Source organism: Microbispora sp. ATCC PTA-5024 (assembly GCF_000511135.2).
In the GTDB taxonomy this organism is placed as follows: Bacteria; Actinomycetota; Actinomycetes; order Streptosporangiales; family Streptosporangiaceae; genus Microbispora; species Microbispora corallina.
In genome coordinates this window covers 1,632,872-1,650,322 of the sequence record NZ_KI866522.1, presented here as the reverse complement: position 1 = coordinate 1,650,322, position 17,451 = coordinate 1,632,872, and the positions used below count along the sequence as shown (strand labels likewise).

Genomic DNA, 17,451 nt, shown 5'->3' with positions numbered 1-17,451 from the left:
ACGCCGCCGGGCTGCTGTTCCGCGTACAGGACGCCGGCAACCTCTACCGCGCGACGCTCGACGCCGCGCACCAGCGGGTGACGGTCGACCGGCGCGTCAAGGGCGAGTGGACGCAGGTCTCCTCGGCCGCCGCGCCGGTCGACCTGGCCGCCGGGCGCTGGTACGCCGTCAGAGTGAGCGCCCGCGGCCCGCTGATCACGATCACCGTGAACGGAGCCAGAGAAGGGCCGGCCCCACGACGGGCCGGACCCGCCGGGCTCTGACGGATTCCATGCTCTCGCCCTTCACGGCCTTGACGGCCGAGTGATCCAACCGCTGGAATCGGCTCATGATTCCGCTCTCGGCCGTTGTCGGCCGCTGGTATCTGTGCGACGACGGTTGGCTAGGGGAACTGACACTCTCCGAGCTGAGCGACGGCCAGGTGGAGGGCGTCTTCTTCAGCGACCGCTTCGACGACGAGTACGAGGTCGTCGTCGAGATCGGCGGCGAGCTCGGCCACGAGATCACCCTGGCTGTCCAGGACTTCAACTGGCTTCCCGAACAGCGATTCGTGGGCCGTCTTTTCACCGGCGGCGCCGCCGGCATCGCCGGAGCCAGCGACTGGCGCGGCACCCCGTACGGATTCTTCGCCGCCCGCAGTCCCTGGACGGTGCTCGGCGACTACCGTCCGGGAGACGTGGTTCCCGAGGACTTCGCCGGCTCCTGGAACGCGCAGCTCGACGGCACCTCCGCGACCCTGAGGCTCGACCTCGCCGGCGATGGCCGCACCCTCACGGGCACCTGCGTGGGCCGCGGCCTCCCCGAAGGGCTCCGCGTCTCCGCCACGCCCGACGCCGAGTTCCCGCACCGGCTCGCCCTGACGGTCACCGCCGACGACAGGCGACCGTGGGCCACCCTGGACTGCCTGCTCAACTCGCGGCCCAAGAACGCCATGAGCGGGACGATGATCACCGACGAGGGATCACGAGGCTTCTACCTGATCCGCTATGCCTGACCGACAGCGAGGAGCGTGATGGCGTACCTGGTGTTCGACGGCGACGAGACACCCGTCCTGGTGGAGGTGGCGGACCGGGAGACCGCGCAGGTACCCGGCATGGTGAAGGCCGGGGTGGGCGACCGCCTCAAGGACGGGCTCGCGCAGGCCCAGGTGAGGTTCGGTGACGCGCTGACCACCCTGATCGAGTTGAACGCCGGGGCGTTCGTGCGGGCGGTCAAACGCCTGGAGGACGTGCCCGATGAGGTCGAGATCGAGTTCTCCGTGAAGGCCACGGGCGAGATGGGCAACTTCGCCATCGGAAAGCTCAGCGGCGATTCCAACTACCGGGTGAAACTCCTCTGGAAGAGCGTCTCGGGACCAGATGGCGGAGACTGAGCCACGTCACGCCGTCGCCCGCGTCCTCGGCCCCCACGGCACCAGCGGGACGGCGTTCCTTCTCAGCTCCGGGCACAGGCTGCTCGTCACCTGCGCGCATGTGGTCCAGTACGCGGGCGCCGGCCCGGGTGATCTGGTCGAGCTGGTGTTCGCCGCGGGCGGCGACGTCATCCGGGCGATCGTCGAGCCGGACCGCTGGATCCCCCCGGACGACGGGGACGCCGCGGTCCTGCGACTCATCGGAGCTCCCCCGGAGGGCGTGACGGAGCTCCCGTTGGGCACCACGGACGGGGTGGCGGGACACCGGTGCACGACCTTCGGTTTCCCAGAGCTCAAGCCCGTCGCCGGGCTGGCCGGCACGGCCGAGGTCGTCGACCGGATCCGGGACGAGTCCGGCCGTCCGATCCTCCAGCTGGGGTCGGCCGCCGAGATCACGCCCGGGTTCAGCGGTGGCCCCCTGTACGACATCCAGACGCGGCGCGTCATCGGCATGGTCGTGTCACTGTCCTCCCCTGACGTCTACGGGCGGCTCGCGCAGACGGCGTTCGCCGTTCCCGCCGAGACCCTCGCCCGGCTCTGCCCCGAGGTGGCGGTCTCGGAGGTCCGCCCGTACCGAGGGCTGGCCGCGTTCGAGACCGAGGACGCCGAGTTCTTCCACGGCCGGGGCGAGGCCCTTGAGCGGATGCTCGGGCCGCTCCGGCGGGACCCGCGGTTCCTGGCCGTGCTCGGCCCCTCGGGAAGCGGCAAGTCGTCGCTGGTGAAGGCCGGTCTGCTGCCCGCGCTCGCGCGGGGCGAGGTGGCCGGTTCCGCCCGCTGGGAGTCGGCGGTGACCCGGCCCGCCGACCTGAGGGTCCTGGACGGCGAGCTCAGCGGGGCGGCGTCCGATCTCGCGGGGACGGTCGTCCGGTGGGCCGGCAGCCGTCCGGCGGGCGCCCGACTCGTCCTGGTGATCGACCAGTTCGAAGAGGTCTTCGTCGAGGGCGAGCCCGCCGAGCGGGCGGCGTTCCTGGCCTCGCTGGGCGCGGCGCTGGAGTCCGGCGGACCGCTCACCCTGATCCTGACGATGCGAGACGAGTTCTACAGCACGCTCGTCCGGGAGGCCCCGACCCTGGCGGTCGCGTTGGAACACGGCCTGTGCAACGTCCCGCCGGTGCTGTACCGCCGCGAGCTCGTCGAGATCGTCGACGAGCCGGCACGGCGCGTCGGTCTCCGTTTCGACCCCGGCCTCGTGGAGCGCATCGCCGACGACGCGATCCGTCTCATACCGTCGCCCGTTCCGCGCGCCGCGGCGGGCACCGCGCTGCCGTTGCTGGAGTTCGCCCTCAGCCGTCTGTGGGAGGACCGCCGCGACGGCGTCCTGCAGCACACGGCCTACGAGCGGAACGGCGGCCTCACCGGCGGTCTCTCCCAGTGGGCCGACGCCGCCCTGACCGGTCTCGCCGACGACGGCGTTCTGCTCGCACGCCGGGTCCTCATCGGCCTGGTCCATCTGGGCGACGAGCGCGACGGCATCCCCGACAGCCGTCGGCGCCGTACGGTGGCCTCACTCTGCGCCTTCGACGACGAACTGCCGGCCGTCGTCAGAATGGTGCAGTACCTGGCGGACCGGCGTCTCGTCGTGACGGGCAGGGGGGACGGCGCCGACGACGACACCGTCGAACTGATCCACGACGCGCTGATCCGTGAATGGCCCGCGCTCGGCATGTGGATCCGTGAGGACCGGGGCTTCCTGGTCTGGCTGCAGAATCTGGAGCGCCAACGGGAGCGCTGGTGGCTCTCCAACGGCGTCGACGGCTTCGACGACGGCAGGCTGCTGCGCGGCCGTGACCTGACCGCCGCCCGCGAACGGCTGCAGTCCCACGCCCTTTCGCTCACCGAAGCCCAGCGCGACTACATCGAGCGCAGCGCGCAGGCATGGGAGGCAGAGCAGGACAGGCTGCGGCTGGCGCTCGAGGAGGCCCAGCGCCAGCGTTCCCTGGCCGAGACCCGGCTGGCCGTGTCGCGCGTCCGAGACCAGGCGCTGCGTGTCCTGACCTTGGTCCCGCTCGTCCCCGTGACGGGCCTGCTTGTCGCGGTCGACGGCATGATCCGCAATCTCCGGACCCTGCCCGGGACGATGGTCGAGGCCGCCCAGACCAGTCTGCACACCGCGCTCCTGGCGTCGCGGGAACGGAACCGGGTCGCCGAACACACGGCCCCGGTCACGGCCGTCGCCGTGAGCCCCGACGGCCGGATGACGGCCTCGGCGGGCGCCGACCGGACGATCCGCCTCTGGGACGCACGCGGACTGCCGGTCGGCCTTCCGTTCGGGGGCCATGAGGACGCGGTCTTGGCGGTCGCGTTCTCGCCGGACGGTTCACTGATCGCCTCGGCGGGCGCGGATCGGACGGTCCGGCTGTGGAATCTGCACGGTGTCCAGGTGGGCGAGCCGTTCACCGGTCATGAGGACGCGGTCTTGGCGGTCGCGTTCTCGCCGGACGGTTCACTGATCGCCTCGGCGGGCGCGGATCGGACGGTCCGGCTGTGGAATCCGCACGGTGTCCAGGTGGGCGAGCCGTTCACCGGCCACGGGGACGCCGTGATGTCGGTGGCGTTCTCACCCGACGGTTCCACCCTCGCGACGGCGAGCGCCGACCGGACGGTCCGCGTCTGGGATCGGGAGGGAGCACCGCTCGCGGAGAGCCGCGGCCATGAGGGGAACGTGACGTCCGTGGCGTTCCATCCGCAGGGCCGCCATCTGGTGTCGGGCGGCGCCGACCGCACGGTCCGTGTGTGGGACCTGCGAGGCCGGCAGAGCGGCACGGCGTTCACCGGCCACGATGACGCGGTGCTGGCCGTCGCCTACTCCCCGGACGGCCGGACCATCGTGTCCGGCGGGGCCGACCGGACGGTCCGGCTCTGGGACCGGCGAGGCAGGCCGGTCTCCTCACCCATGGTCGGCCACGAGGCCAGGGTGACGGGCGTCGTGTTCAGCCGTGACGGTGGCTCGGTCTGGTCGTGCGGCGCGGACCGGACCGTCCGGCTCTGGAGCCGCGACGGGTATGGCCCCGACGCGGTCATGACCGGTCACCGCTCCGACGTCAACGGCGTCGTCCTCGTCCAGGACGAGCGGCTGATCATCAGCTGCAGCGCCGATGGCGCCCTCCGCGCATGGACGTGGGACGGCCTGCAGGTCGGCCCTGACTGGATCGGCCACGAGGGTTTCGTTTTCGATCTCGCCGCGGACCCGGCTCGCGACCTCATCGTCAGCGGCGGCGCTGACGGCTCGCTGCGCTTGTGGGACTCCCGTGCGCGCCCGCTCCGCGCTCCTGTGCCCACCGGCCAGGGCGCGGTGAACATCCTGGCCGGTGCCCCGGGCGGAGGCGTACTGGTCAGCGGCGGTTCTGACGGCTCGCTACGTTTCTGGGACCCGGAGGGAGGCGCGCTCTCCCCGGCGATTCCGGCGCACGGCGGTGAGGTCTACGCCCTGGAGTTCAGCTCGGACGGCCGGACCCTCGCGTCAGGCGGAGCCGACCGGATGGTGCGACTCTGGGACCGCGACGGCCGCCCGCTGGGCGGGCCCGTCGAGGCGCACGACCACCAGGTGCGCGCGGTGGCGTTCCACCCGACCGACGGAACGCTGGTCACGGCGGGCAGGGACATGGCCATCCGGTTCTGGGACGTGCACGAGGACGGGAGCGTCACCTCGCGGGGTGAGCCGGTCCTCGGGCACACGGCGGCCGTCCACGCGCTCGCCTTCTCACCGGACGGAGAGCTGCTGCTGAGCGGCGGAGCCGACGGCATGATCCGCTTCTGGAACGCTCAGGGCCTGCCGGTCGGCGAACCGGTCCGCGCCCACACCGCGGGAGTCTGGCGGATCAGGGCCGCGAGCGACGGCCGCACGTTCGTGACCTGCGGGGCGGACGGATCGGTCCGGACCTGGAGCGCGGGCTGGCGCGGTTTCCTCAAACTCGCCTGTGACCGGCTGTCGGGCCATTCGAGCCTGGACGTCTACGACGCCGCACTCGCACAGAGTGCGCGGGAGGCGTGCTCCGAGCGGCTCTGGGACCGTCACTGATCCGCCCGTGACCGCTCACCGAGCCGTGCCGCCTCGGCCAAGGTCTCCCGCCACGACCGGATCGGCCGGGGCCCGTGCAGCCGGGCGGAGAGAGTGGAGTCGAACAGGCCGTTGCCGAGATACACCTCCTCGTCGGCGTGGCCGGGCGTCACCGGGCAGTCGAGCCCCAGCAGTTCCACGGCCTCGGTGGCCAGCTCGTACCAGGAGAAGTGCCCGTCGACCGTGTTGAGAGGGCCGGATGTCGGCCTCGTCAGGCATTCCGCCGTGATCCAGGCCAGTTCCCGTGCGTCGACCCACGCGTGGCCCCGGTCGCGGGGCGCCGCGACGGGACGGCCGGTACTGTGGGCGCGTGCCAGTGGAGCGCAGGCCGTCATCCGCAGCTGCCAGAGGCAGTACGGGTCCGGACCCCAGACATAGGGCGGCCGGAGCAGACTGTAGGGGACTCCCGAGGCGGCGATGAGCCGCTCGCACTCGATCTTGCCGTCGGCGTAGGGCGAGTATCCCCCGGGCGTCGCGGCGTCCTCGGCGCAGACCCTTCCGGTGGGGGCGCCGTATACGTCGGTGCTGCTGATGAAGACCATCGGGCCACCCGGCCAGCGGTCGAGGAGTGTGCGCGTGGCCGCGACGTCGATGTGCGGTTCGGTGAAGGTGGTGGCCGCGTGGACGACCGCCGTGACCCCGTCGAGCGCGGCCGCCAGCGACGCCGGGTCCGCCAGGTCGCCGATGAAGGGTTCGCCGCCGAGTTCCACGGCGCGGGACCGGGACCGCTGCCGGGTGAGCATCCGGACGCGCAGCCCGCGCCGTCTCAGCTCGGCCGCGACGAACCGGCCGGTCATGCCCGTTCCGCCCGTCAGCAGGACCAGGTCGCCGCTCGCCGCCGGGCTCGGTTCGGGCAGCCTCCCCAGAGCGCGCACGGCGGCCGCGAGACCGGCGATCGTCCTGCGCTCCATGACGGCCCTGACCGGCAGTTCCGCGCCGAGCCCGGCACGGATGCGGTCGACCAGGGTCATCGCGAGCAGCGAGTGGCCGCCCAGGTCGAAGAAGTCGTCGTCGCGCTCGATCTCGTCCACGTCGAGCAGGTCCGTCCAGATCGCGGTGATCTCCTGTTCCGCGCGGTCGTTCCGCGCCGGGTCCTGCGGACGTGGCTCCGGCCCGGGCATGGCGGGTTCCGCCCGGCCGAGGACCTCGATCCGCCCGTCGGACCGCCGCGAGGCCCGGTCGCCGGTCAGGAACAGCCGGCCGGGCCCGAACGGGTTGGCGACGAACCGGGCGGCCGTAGCCACCGGATCGCGGTGGTATCCGCGGGCCAACCCGGGACCGGAGATCGCCAGGTTGCCCGGGACACCGGGTGGCGACGGGTGCAGCAGGTCGTCCACGACATGGGCCTCGGCGGGGGGAACCGGCCGGCCCAGCAGGAGCGGGTGATCGGTTCCGGCCCGGCCGGCGATGCCGAAGGCGGTGGTCTCGGCCACTCCGTGGACGAGACTCACCCGGAGGAGGCCGGCGTCCCGCACGGCCCGGAGCTCGTCGGGGGAGGGGACCCCGCCGCCGATGACGAGATGACGGAGGCCGGACAGGACGCCGGGCCGGCGCGCGACCTCCCGCAGGAGCTCCGCGGTGAGCGAGAGCACGGTCACGCCGTGACTTCTGAGGGCCGGTCCTAGGTCGGCGGCGGTGAGCGGCCGGCGCGGCGGCACCGCGAGCGCGGCTCCGGTGCAGAGAGGAGCCCAGAGTTCGAAGACGGCCGCGGGAGACGACGGCGGGGCCAGCAGGAGGAAGACCTGGCCGGGGCCGGCCTCGACATGGTGGGTCTCTCGGACCAGCCCGGCGATGCCACGATGGGTGATCTCGACCGCCGGCGGAGCGCCGCCCGTGGTGGGGAGGACGCAGGCGAGGTCGTCCGGATGGGGCGGCGGCGGCGCCTCGGGCCGCTCGGTGAGACGCGGTTCCAGCTCCTCCCAGACGATGACGCGCGTCCCGTCGCAGGCGGGAGGCAGCGACGCGTGGGCCCTGTGCGCGACCATCAGGGGCGGCCGTACGCCTGCGAGGACGCGGTCCCCGGTCGGACCCGGGTCGAGCGGGAGGTAGCAGCCGCCCGTCCGCAGCACGCCGAGGAGCACCTCGGGGAGTTCGAGGCACGGGTCCATGCGGACGGCGACCGGGATGCCGGTGGCCGCTCCCTCGGTCCGCAGAAGGTGGGCGATCCGGTCGGCGCGGTCGTCGAGCGCGGCGTAGGTCCGGGTGACCGTCTCGGATACGACCGCCGGGGCGGCCGGGTCGAGGGCCACGTGCCGGGCGATGAGCGCGGAGACCGTCTCCGTGCTCGGAGGCTCCCGCCGGACGGGCGGCGCGGGCTCCAGGCCGATCCCGAGGATCGGTGCGTCCGGGGTGCTCGCGGCGGCCACCGCGAGCCGGACGAAATGCCCCATGAGGCGTTCGACGAACGGAAGGCCGAACAGGTCGCGGTCGTAGGAGACGACGACGCCGTCGTCCTGGAAGGAGAAGGCGAGATCCACCTTGCTGGTGCCGGTGTCGACGGGCAGCCCCCGGCAGGTGATCGTTTTCAGGTCGAGGCGGAAGGGCGTCTGGGCGTCGGCCAGGATCTGGAACGTCCGCGCGTCCGCGGCCGGGCGGCCATGGGCCGCCGCGCGGAGCAGGTGGTCCAGCGGAAGGTCCTGGTGGGAGAATGCGCGCAGGCAGGCGTCGCGGACTTCGGCCGTCAGCTCGTGGGCGGTGATCCGGGGCGCCAGCCGGATCCGGACGGGCACGGTGTTGACCAGCAGGCCGACCAGCCGCTCCCAGCCGGTCCGCGTCCGCCCCGACACCGGGACCCCGATCACCAGGTCGCGGCGGCCGGTGTACCGCGAGAGCAGGGCCGCGAGGATCGCGAGCTGCGCCATGAAGACGGTCGCGGAGTGCCGTCGCGCCAGGCCACGGCAGGCCGCCGCGGCCTCTGGCGGCAGGCGGTACCGCAGTTCGGCTCCCGTGCCGGTGGAGACCGCGGGCCGAGGGGCGTCCGTGGGCAGGTCCAACGAGAAGTCCGCGCCGGACAGCTCGTCCCGCCAGAACGCCGCGGACGCCTCCTGCGGGAGCGCCTCCTGCCAGGCGATGTAGCGTGTGTAGTCCGGAGCCGGTTCCGGCTCGGCGTCCGCCCCGCCGTAGAGGGCGGAGACCTCGTCGAGGATCAGCTGCACCGCCGCCCCGTCGGCGACCATGTGGTGGACGCGCAGCAGCAGAATCGCGCCTCCCTCGCGGAGGAACAGGTCGACCTCGAGCAGCGGGCCGTTCTCCACGTCGAGAGGTTCGGCGGCCAGGGCGCGGGCGAGCGCGCCGGCCTCGACCGGCCCCGGGCCGGTCGTGCGGAAGGCCGGCGCCGGACCGTCGGAGATCAGCGCGTAGGGCACGCCTCGTCGCTCGCGGTACACCGAGCGGAGCACGGGATGCCGGGCGACGACACGGGTGAACGCGCTCCGCAGCGCCTCCTCATCGATCCGGCCGGTGAGCTCGAAGGCGACGGGGATCACATAGCGACCCGTCCCGGGCGCCAGCCGTTCCAGAAACCAGAACCGCCGCTCGGTGGCCGACAGCGGCCGTTCCCCGGTGCCCTCCGCGGGCGTCGCCGGTGTCGCGGGCGGTTCGGCCACGGGTGGGAGGGCGTCTGCGCCGAGGCGCCGGCGCAGCGTTTCGAGCTGGTCGGGGGTGAGCCGGGCGCGCAGCGCCGCCAGGCGCTCGTCGTCGCTGTCCGTCGGCATCGGAAGCCCTCCTCTGGCTCGGTGCGAGCGGTTAGCATCGGCGGGACGGTGGTGTTCAGGCCTCGGAAGGCGGGCGCGTGGACGGTGCGGAGATGACGGTCGAGATCGAGCCCGCCCTGGGGGGCCGGTGGCGGTCGCTGCGCGGCAGGAGCGGACGCGAATGGCTGTGGCGCCGGGACGCCCCGGGACGCGCGGACGTCAGGCCGGGCGACGCCTTCGTCGACGCCGGAGGCCTGGAGGAGTGCCTGCCCACCATCGCCGGCCTGCCCGACCACGGGGACGCCTGGAGCCGTCCGTGGAGTGAGTCCGACGGCTGGATGTCCGTCGAGGCGGAGGAGTTCCGGCTGAGCCGCCGGATCACCACCGGACGTCAGGTGACCGGCGAGTACCGGCTGGAGGCCGAACCCGGATGGCGCTTCATCTGGGCCGGCCACGCGCTCGTCGACCTGGCCGAAGGAGCGGTGGTCGACCTGCCCCGCGGCAATCACATCTGGGTCAACGCCCCCGGCACCTCGACGCCGACCGTCTGGCCCGACTACCACGACAGCGACCTCAGCGTCCTCGGGCCGGACGACGGCAGCGCCCTGATGATCATCGTTCCGTGGGTGGACTCGGTGACCGTCCGGGACGGCGCCGACGCCCTCACCATGTCGGTGGCCGTCGAGGGCCAGCCATACGGGATCTCCGTCTGGCGGAACCTCGGCGGATTCCCCGAGCAGGCCCCGTACCGGAACATCGGAATCGAACCAATGGTGGGGTACTGTCCCACCCTGGCACTGGCGGGCCCGGAGGAGGCCGCGGTCGTACCACCGTCCGGTGTCGTCGAGTGGACCCTGACCGTCGAGGGCTGACCTGCCGCCGTCACGGCGCCGGCTCGTCGAGCATTCGCAGAATGAGGTCCTCCTCGACGTGCCGGGCCAGGCCCGCGACCGTCGGGTCGGCGAAGAGCGGCTGGAGCGGCAGCCCGGTCCCGAACGCCTCGTTGACCCGGGCGATGACCTGGATCGCCAGCAGGCTGTTGCCGCCGAGCGCGAAGAAGTCGTCATGGACCCCGATCCGCTCGACGCCGAGCACCTGCGACCAGATTCCGGTGAGCCGTGCCTGCGGTCCTGGTGCGGGCGGCGTGTAGGAGGTGCTGAGTGCGGGACGGGCCGTTCCCGGGTCCGGCAGCGCCGCCAGGTCGACCTTCCCGTTGAGGGTCAGCGGCACGGATTCCAGGGGGACGACGACCGACGGCACCATGTGTGCGGGGAGCGTGGCCGCCACGTGGGCGCGGACCTCCTCCACCGGCAGACGCAGTCCGTCACGGGTGACGAGGTAGGCGACCAGTCGTGCCGTGCCGTCGGGTGAGCGTGCCGGCGCGGCGATCGCGCCGACGATCGAAGGATGGCTGGTCAGGGCGGCCTCGACCTCGCCCGGCTCGATCCGGAAGCCGTTGATCTTGACCTGCCGATCGCTTCGGCCGAGGAAGAACAGGGTGCCCGCCGCGTCGCGTCGCACCCGGTCGCCCGTCCTGTACATGCGGGCTCCGGGCTCGGCGGCGAACGGGTCGGGGACGAACCGTTCGGCCGTCAGGTCCGCGCGGCCTCGGTAGCCGCGGGCCACGCCCGCGCCGCCGAGGTAGAGTTCGCCCGCCACACCGGGCGGCACCGGGGCCAGCGCGGCGTCCAGGACCAGGACACGGGTGTGGGCGATCGGGTCGCCGAGGTAGACCGGCCCGGTCTTCGTCAGAAGCGCGGTCGTCGACCAGATCGTGGTCTCGGTCGGGCCGTACACGTTGCGGACCTCGTCGGCGACGGAGAACAGGCCCGGCAGCAGATCGGGCGGGAGGGCCTCGCCGCCGCAGAGCGCGACCCTCAGCGCCGGGGCGGGTCCGGCCGCCCCGGTGAAGGCCCTCCAGGTCGCGGGGGTGGCCTGCATGACCGTCGCGCCCGTCTCGGCCGCGAGAGTCCGTAAGGCGACCGGGTCGCGGCTCTGCTCGCGGGAGGCGGTCACCACGCGGCCGCCGCGCATCAGCGGCAGGAACAGTTCGAGCGCGGCGATGTCGAACGAGACGGTCGTGACGGCGAGCAGCACGTCGTCGGAGGAGAAGCCGACGATCTCCGCCATCCCGCCGAGGACGTTGGCCAGCGCCCCGTGGGTGACCTCGACGCTCTTCGGCAGTCCAGTCGATCCGGACGTGTGGATCACGTAGGCGAGCCGCTCCCTCCCGGACTCGGCCGTGTGGAGCGGCCCGTCACCGCGCGGGATCACGCGTGTCTCGATCCCGGTCGGGACGAGCCCGGCGTATCGCTCCTGCACCAGGGCGATCGCCGCTCCAGCGTCCCGGGCGGCGGCGGCGATCCGCGCGGGCGGATACGCGGGATCCAGCGGCACGTACGCGGCCCCCGCCGCCAGGACTCCGAGCAGCGCCCCGACGAGGTCCGGGCCCGGATCGGCGATGACGGCCACGGGGGTCTCCGGCGGCGCGCCCCGCCGTTCGAGCAGGCCGACGACCGCGCCGGCCGTCCCGGCGAGCTCCCCATAGGTGACCCGGCGGTCCTCGCCGACGATCGCGACGCGCTCCGGCGCCTCCCGCGCCCACCGGAGGAACGCGGGGACCACCAGCGGCGGCGCGACCTCGGGGGAGCGCGGCCCCCTGGTCAGTTCGTCGCGCTCCTCGGGAGAGAGCAGATCGAGCAGCATCAGAGGTCGGCGGCCGTCGCGTACGGCGGAACCGAGCAGCCGGAACAGGTGACCGGTCATACGCTCGACCGTCGAGGCGTCGAACAGCGCCGCGTCGTAGGTGTGGACGGCGTCGACGGCGTCGCCACGCCGCGAGAACGTCACCGACAGGTCGAATCGGGCCATCCCGGTGTGGACGTCGACGGGTGTGAGGCTCAGCCCCGGCAGGTCGGGGACGGGAGCGACCTGGTAGTCGGCGAGCACCTGGAACAGCGGCCCGTGCGAAAGGTCACGCGGCGGCCGCAGCTCCTCCACGAGGCGTTCGAACGGGAAGTCCTGATGGTCCAGGGCCCGGGCCAGGGCCGTCCGGACCCGCGCGACCAGGCCGGCGAACTCCAGGGAGCCGTCCAGCCTCAGCCGGATCGGCAGCGTGTTGACGAACAGGCCGGTGACGGACTCGTAGGCGACGTCGGTGCGGCCCGACATCGGGACGCCGATCACCAGGTCGTCCTGGCCGCTGTAGCGGTGCAGGAGCGCGGCCCACGCCGACAGCAGCACGGTGAACAGGGTCGTGCCCTCGGCGCGCGCGAACGTCTCGGCCGAGGCGAGGACGTCCGCCGGGACGCGGGAGACCCTCATGCCTCCCCGGTACTCCCGGACGGCGGGGCGTCGCCGGTCGGTCGGCAGGTCGATCGTCTGGGGAGCGTCGTGCAGTTCCGCCCGCCAGAACCGCAGGTGCCGTTCCACCTGCTCTGCGGTGAGCCATGCCCGCTGCCGGGCGACGTGGTCGGAGTACTCGACCGGGGCAGGCCGGGACGGGCCGGGCCGGCGCGCCGCATAGGCCCGGGAGAGGTCCTTGAGGATCAGTTCGACGGACCAGGCGTCCGAGACCAGATGGTGGGCACGCATCAGCAGGCCGACCGTCCGGCCCGCCCGCTCGAAGACGGTGAGATCCAGGAGGGGGCCGTTCTCGAGGTCGAGGGGGTGCGAGGCCAGCTCGTTCATCGAGGCGACGGGATCGTCCGACGGCAGAACCCGGACCGTCACGGCCTCGTCGTCTCGCCGGCGTCGCACCGGCCGGCCGTGCTCGGACAGGAAGCCGCCGCGCAGTTCCGCATGTGCGGCCATGAGCCCGCGCAGCGCTCCCTCCAGGGCCTCCCGGTCCAGCTCCCCGTCGGTGAGGAACCCCATCGGGATGGTGTTGAGCGGGGTGCCAGGCAGGAGCTGCTCGAAGAACCAGAGACGTTCCTGCGCGAACGACAGGGTCCTCGGGTCGGGGGAGGCGGCCGGAAGGCGAGGCGGGAGCGGTTCCGCCGCCGCCAGGAGGGCCGTGAACCCGGCGACGGTCGGATGCTCGAACAGGTCGGTGGTGGTGAGGGCGCGCCCCCAACGTTCGCGTACGCGGGTCAGCAGGCGCAGGGCGGTGAGAGAGTCCCCGCCGAAGACGAAGAACTCGTCGCTGGTCCCGAGCTCGGGCTCGATGAGCAGTTCGCGCCAGAGGGCCAGCATCGCGGGCTCCTCTGAGCCGGCGCGGGGAGCGGCTCCGACGGGTCTGAGCCGCTCGGGCCCGCGCAGGCTCTGGCGGTCGAGCTTGCCGCTGGCCGTCCGGGGGAGCTCCGCCACGACGGAGAACGACGCGGGGACCAGCGGTTCGGGCAACAGGCTCCGGAGATGGCCGCGCAGATCCCGGGCGTCGGGGGCGGCGTGCGAACCGTGGCCCACATGCGCGTGCAGCGTCCCGTCCTCCACCAGGACGGCGGCCTCCCGGACGGCCGGATGGGCCCGCAGCGCCGCCTCGATCTCTCCCGGCTCCACCCGGAGCCCGTGGATCTTCACCTGGCGGTCCACCCGGCCCAGGAACTCCAGATCGCCGTCCGGGCGGAGCCGCGCCAGGTCGCCCGTCCGGTACATGCGCTGCCCGGGCGCGGCGGGATCGGCGACGAAGCGCTCGGCCGTACGGACGGGATCGGCGAGATAACCGCGGGTGACCCCGAGCCCGCCGATGTAGACCTCGCCGGCGGTGCCGTCGGGGACGGGCCGCAGCCGCTCGTCGAGCAGCCGGATCGTGGTTCCGGCTCGGGGCCGCCCGATGGGGACGGGCCCGTCGCACGGATCGTCGGCCGGGACGATCACGTGGGCGGTGGTGGTCATCGTGCACTCGGTCGGCCCGTAGAGATTGACGACTGTCACACCCGGGTGGAAAGCCTCCCGCACCCTCCGGACGTCCGCTCCCGTCAGCGGCTCCCCGCTGACCAGGACGCGCCGCAGCGCGGGGAACGGCGGGCCCTCGCCGTCGGCCAGCAGCCGCAGCAGCGTCGGGACGATCCCGAGGATGCCGCTCACCGCGTGCCTCCGCAGCAGGTCGCGCTGCAGTCCCGGATCCCCGGACCCGATCACGAGGTGAGCGCCCGCCGCGAGCGGGCCGAGCGTGTCCCGGACGGACGCGTCGAACGACGGCGCCGCCAGTTGGAGGATCCGGTCGTCCGCCGCCACGTGGCCCGCCTCGATGAGCGTCCGCAGATAGTGGACGGCGGTCGCGTGCGGCGTCCCCACGGCCTTGGGCACGCCGGTCGAGCCCGAGGTGAAGGTGACGTAGGCCAGCGCGTCGGAGCCGTGCTCGGCGCCCCCGCCCACTCCGAACGGACCGCTGAGACCGTCCGGGGCGGCCAGGAACCGGCCGCGCACCGAGTCCGTCATCAGCCGTGCCCGCTGCTCGGGCAGGCGCGGCTCCAAGGGGACGTGCACGCAGCCCGCCCGCAGCACCCCGATCAGCGTCGCGACCTGTCCGATGGACGGAGGCAGCCGCACCACGACCGCGTCGCCCGGCCGCGCGCCCCGGTCGAGAAGCCCGGCGCGGACGGCCTCGGCCCGCTCGTCGAGCTCCCTGTAGGAGACCGTCTCGTCGAACGCGGTGATCGCGGGATGGCCGGGCCCGGCGCGGACGGCCGCCGCGAAGAGGTCCTCCAGCCTGCTCACCATGCCTGTCCCGCGAGCTCTGCCAGCTCACGTACGGTCCGGGCGCATCCCCACGACAGGCTCACTCCAGCGCCCCCATGCCCGTAGTCATGGATCACGGTCGTCCCCGCCACCACCTCGGCCTCGACGCGGACGACCGGCCGCGCGGGCCTTATCCCTGTGCGGAATCCCAGAATCTCCGCGCCGTTCAAACGCGATTCGACCGCGGCGCACCGTTTCAGAATCGCCTCGGCTTCCTCGGGGCGGTGCCGGGCGTCCTCGTCCTCGACCGCGATTCCCCCGAGCACGACGGTCGAGGCGTGCGGATAGATGTAGAGCATTTCCTCGGCCGATTCTGAGATCTCGGCGAAAAATCGGTCGATTCCCGGGTTGGTGGTGACCACCAGCTCGCCCCGGACGCCTCGCATCGTGGCGTCCGGGACCAGCTCGCGGGCGCCGAGCCCCGCGCAGTTGACGACGATGGGTGCGGCGTCGAGGACCTCGCCGAGCGAGCCGAGCACTGCCCTCTTCACGCGGCCCCCGGCGTGCGCCAGCCGTTCCCGCAGGTAGGTGAGGTACCGCGGCATGTCCACGACTGGTGCGACGAACGTGAAGCCGTCGGCGTAACCGTCCGGCAGGTCCGCCGCCGGGACGCGCCGGATCGGCGTGCACCGGGCAGCCCAGGGAGGATCATCCACCGGTTCCCGGGCGGCGTTCACACCGCTGAGCATCCGTACGCCCGCGTCGTCGCTCTCGGAGATCGACGCGAGTTCCCGGTAGGTCTGAGTCGCCCAGCGGAGGATCTGCGCTGCGGGGCCGACCGGATGCGGCGTCCACATGGCTCCTGAGAATGCGGAAGTCGTTTTCAGGATGTCCTCGGCGGTGACCACGAGGACCTCGAAGCCGTTTTCCGCGAGGGTGATCGCGCAGCTCAACCCGCTCACGCCGCTGCCGACGACCAGAACCTTCACGGGGGTCCCCATAGCAAATAAGCATAAGAGCGACATTCCTCGTGATCCAGATCGCTTCTTATCCCTCATGCGCTTTGGTCCGGCCCGGGGAGCGGAGTCCGGCGAGGGCGTTGCGGTCGAGCTTGCCCGAGGTGAGGCGCGGAAGGCGGTCGATCGCGTGAACAGCGGAAGGGACCGACTGCCCGGGGAGGCGGGCCACCAGGAACGCGCGGAGCTCCTTCGTGATCGACTTGGCGGACTCGTGGTCGGGTGCCTCACGGAGCACGACGAAGGCGATCAAGGACTCCGTCGACCTCTTGACGCAGGCCGCGGCGTCAAGGACCCAGGGATGCGCCCGTAGGACGGACTCGACTTCACCCAGCTCGATCCGATGGCCGCGGACCTTCACCTGGTCGTCGATGCGCCCGAGATACTCCAGGACTCCGGTGGTCAGCCTCCTGCCGAGGTCGCCGCTCCGGTAAGCGCGCACGGTCTCACCGTCGACCTGGATCTCTCGGAAGCGCTCGCGGGTGAGCTCCGGACGGTTCAGATAGCCGAGTGCCACGCCGGAGCCGTAGATCCAGATCTCGCCCGCCTCGCCGTCCGGCACCCGTCGTCCCGTGGCGTCCAGCAGCAGGACGCCCAGATGGGGGAGGGGCAGGCCGATCGGAGTGGGCGCCTGGAGGTCCACGAGGTCGGCTTCGGTGAGGCGGTGCCAGGTGGCGTGGACCGTGGTCTCGGTGATGCCGTACATGTTGATGAGCTGCGCCGAGCCGTCATACAGGCGCGCCCACCTGAGGAGGGAGGAGCGATCGATCGCCTCGCCGCCGAAGACGATCATCTTGAGCGCGAGGGCCGGCCGGTCCGAGCGCTCGTAGGCGTTGACGAGATGACGGAAGATCGACGGAATCTGGCTCAGGACCGACACGCTCTCGGTTTCCAGCAGGGCGAGCAGGTCCATCGGTGAGTAGAGCGCCGCGTCGGGGACGATGACCAGCCTCCCCCCGGTCAGCAGCCCGCCGAAGATCTCCCACACGGAGAAGTCGAAGCTCGCGGAATGGAAGACGGACCAGACGTCCCCCGAGCCGAAGGTGAGGACCTCGGCCGCGCCGCTCATGAGCGCCAGGACGTTCCCGTGGGTGACCACCACCCCCTTGGGGGTTCCCGTGGTGCCCGAGGTGTAGATGACGTACGCGGGGTCGTCCGCGACCGCCCGGCGATCTCCACGCTCGAGACCTTCGGGGAACGATCCGGAACCGGCGTCCGGTCTTCCCTGGCGGCTGAGATCGAGCTTCCTCACTCCAAGGCCGGCCGGGACGCTCAGCGGCCCATCGACGATCACCAGCCGGATGGACGCGTCCTCGACGATGAGCCGGGTCCTCGCCGGGGGATGGCCGGGATCGAGGAAGGTGTAGGCCGCCCCGCACCGAAGAACGCCGAGCATGGCGGCGACGAGGTTCACGGAGCGTCCCACAGACAGGCCCACGACGTCGCCGCGCCCCAGACCCGCGGAGCGGAGGCTCCGGGCGATCCCGCCGGAGATCTCGGCGAGCTCTCGATATGTGAGTGACTGTCGATCGCACGAGACCGCGACGGCATCGGGTGAGCCCTCGGCGGTCCTGAGAAAACCATCCACGATGTTCACGAGTGTCGTCGTCCTTAGCTCTCGGCCCATCACGTGTCGCCACGGTGGCTCTGCCG

Annotated in this window: 9 protein-coding genes; 5 read left to right on the top strand and 4 right to left on the bottom strand. The window is 72.5% G+C overall.

The genetic code is table 11. The features are described 5' to 3' along the window. The first annotated feature begins 77 nt into the window (after window positions 1-77). From MPTA5024_RS07275 to MPTA5024_RS07260, 4 genes are all read left to right on the top strand, one after another. Complete coding sequence (locus MPTA5024_RS07275; protein ID WP_036320977.1) at window positions 78-263, top strand: hypothetical protein; 186 nt, start codon at window positions 78-80, stop codon at window positions 261-263. Between the two features lie 65 nt (window positions 264-328). Continuing rightward, the gene (locus tag MPTA5024_RS07270) at window positions 329-994 is read left to right on the top strand and encodes a hypothetical protein (protein ID WP_036320974.1); all 666 of its coding nucleotides are present in this window, start codon (window positions 329-331) and stop codon (window positions 992-994) included. A gap of 18 nt (window positions 995-1,012) precedes the next feature. After that, window positions 1,013-1,372, top strand: a complete 360-nt coding sequence (locus MPTA5024_RS07265; RefSeq protein ID WP_036320972.1) for a CU044_2847 family protein — start codon at window positions 1,013-1,015, stop codon at window positions 1,370-1,372. Next, window positions 1,359-5,429 (top strand): nSTAND1 domain-containing NTPase, encoded by a 4,071-nt coding sequence (locus MPTA5024_RS07260; RefSeq protein WP_036320970.1) that lies wholly within the window; start codon window positions 1,359-1,361, stop codon window positions 5,427-5,429. Before MPTA5024_RS07265 ends, MPTA5024_RS07260 begins: the two co-directional genes overlap by 14 nt. Here the strand turns inward: MPTA5024_RS07260 and MPTA5024_RS07255 are convergent. Further along, entirely contained in the window at window positions 5,423-9,181 is a 3,759-nt protein-coding gene (locus MPTA5024_RS07255; RefSeq protein ID WP_036320968.1) for an NAD-dependent epimerase/dehydratase family protein, read from the bottom strand. The two genes, MPTA5024_RS07260 and MPTA5024_RS07255, sit on opposite strands and share 7 nt — an antisense overlap. 77 nt (window positions 9,182-9,258) lie before the next feature. Here MPTA5024_RS07255 and MPTA5024_RS07250 point away from each other — a divergent pair, with 77 nt between their 5' ends. Then, window positions 9,259-10,032, top strand: a complete 774-nt coding sequence (locus MPTA5024_RS07250) for a hypothetical protein (protein WP_198166993.1) — start codon at window positions 9,259-9,261, stop codon at window positions 10,030-10,032. Window positions 10,033-10,042: 10 nt separating this feature from the next. Here the strand turns inward: MPTA5024_RS07250 and MPTA5024_RS07245 are convergent, their stop codons facing one another. From MPTA5024_RS07245 to MPTA5024_RS07235, 3 genes are read right to left on the bottom strand one after another with little or no spacing between them, the layout of a single operon-like run. Further along, window positions 10,043-14,824 carry a non-ribosomal peptide synthetase gene (locus tag MPTA5024_RS07245; RefSeq protein WP_051457807.1) on the bottom strand — a complete coding sequence of 1,594 codons (4,782 nt, stop codon included), beginning with the start codon at window positions 14,822-14,824 and terminating at the stop codon, window positions 10,043-10,045. Continuing rightward, window positions 14,818-15,771, bottom strand: a complete 954-nt coding sequence (locus MPTA5024_RS07240; protein ID WP_198166992.1) for an FAD-dependent oxidoreductase — start codon at window positions 15,769-15,771, stop codon at window positions 14,818-14,820. Before MPTA5024_RS07240 ends, MPTA5024_RS07245 begins: the two co-directional genes overlap by 7 nt. Before the next feature lie 58 nt (window positions 15,772-15,829). Next, window positions 15,830-17,425, bottom strand: coding sequence for an amino acid adenylation domain-containing protein (locus MPTA5024_RS07235; protein WP_084369473.1), 1,596 nt, complete (start codon window positions 17,423-17,425; stop codon window positions 15,830-15,832). Window positions 17,426-17,451: the final 26 nt, after the last annotated feature.

Bases quoted from the DNA above. Each gene is read 5' to 3' on its own strand.
- MPTA5024_RS07235 (WP_084369473.1), bottom strand. From the start codon at position 17,425: ATGGGCCGAGAGCTAAGGACGACGACACTCGTGAACATCGTGGATGGT.
- MPTA5024_RS07265 (WP_036320972.1), top strand. From the start codon at position 1,013: ATGGCGTACCTGGTGTTCGACGGCGACGAGACACCCGTCCTGGTGGAG.
- MPTA5024_RS07255 (WP_036320968.1), bottom strand. From the start codon at position 9,181: ATGCCGACGGACAGCGACGACGAGCGCCTGGCGGCGCTGCGCGCCCGG.
- MPTA5024_RS07260 (WP_036320970.1), top strand. From the start codon at position 1,359: ATGGCGGAGACTGAGCCACGTCACGCCGTCGCCCGCGTCCTCGGCCCC.
- MPTA5024_RS07270 (WP_036320974.1), top strand. From the start codon at position 329: ATGATTCCGCTCTCGGCCGTTGTCGGCCGCTGGTATCTGTGCGACGAC.
- MPTA5024_RS07245 (WP_051457807.1), bottom strand. From the start codon at position 14,824: ATGGTGAGCAGGCTGGAGGACCTCTTCGCGGCGGCCGTCCGCGCCGGG.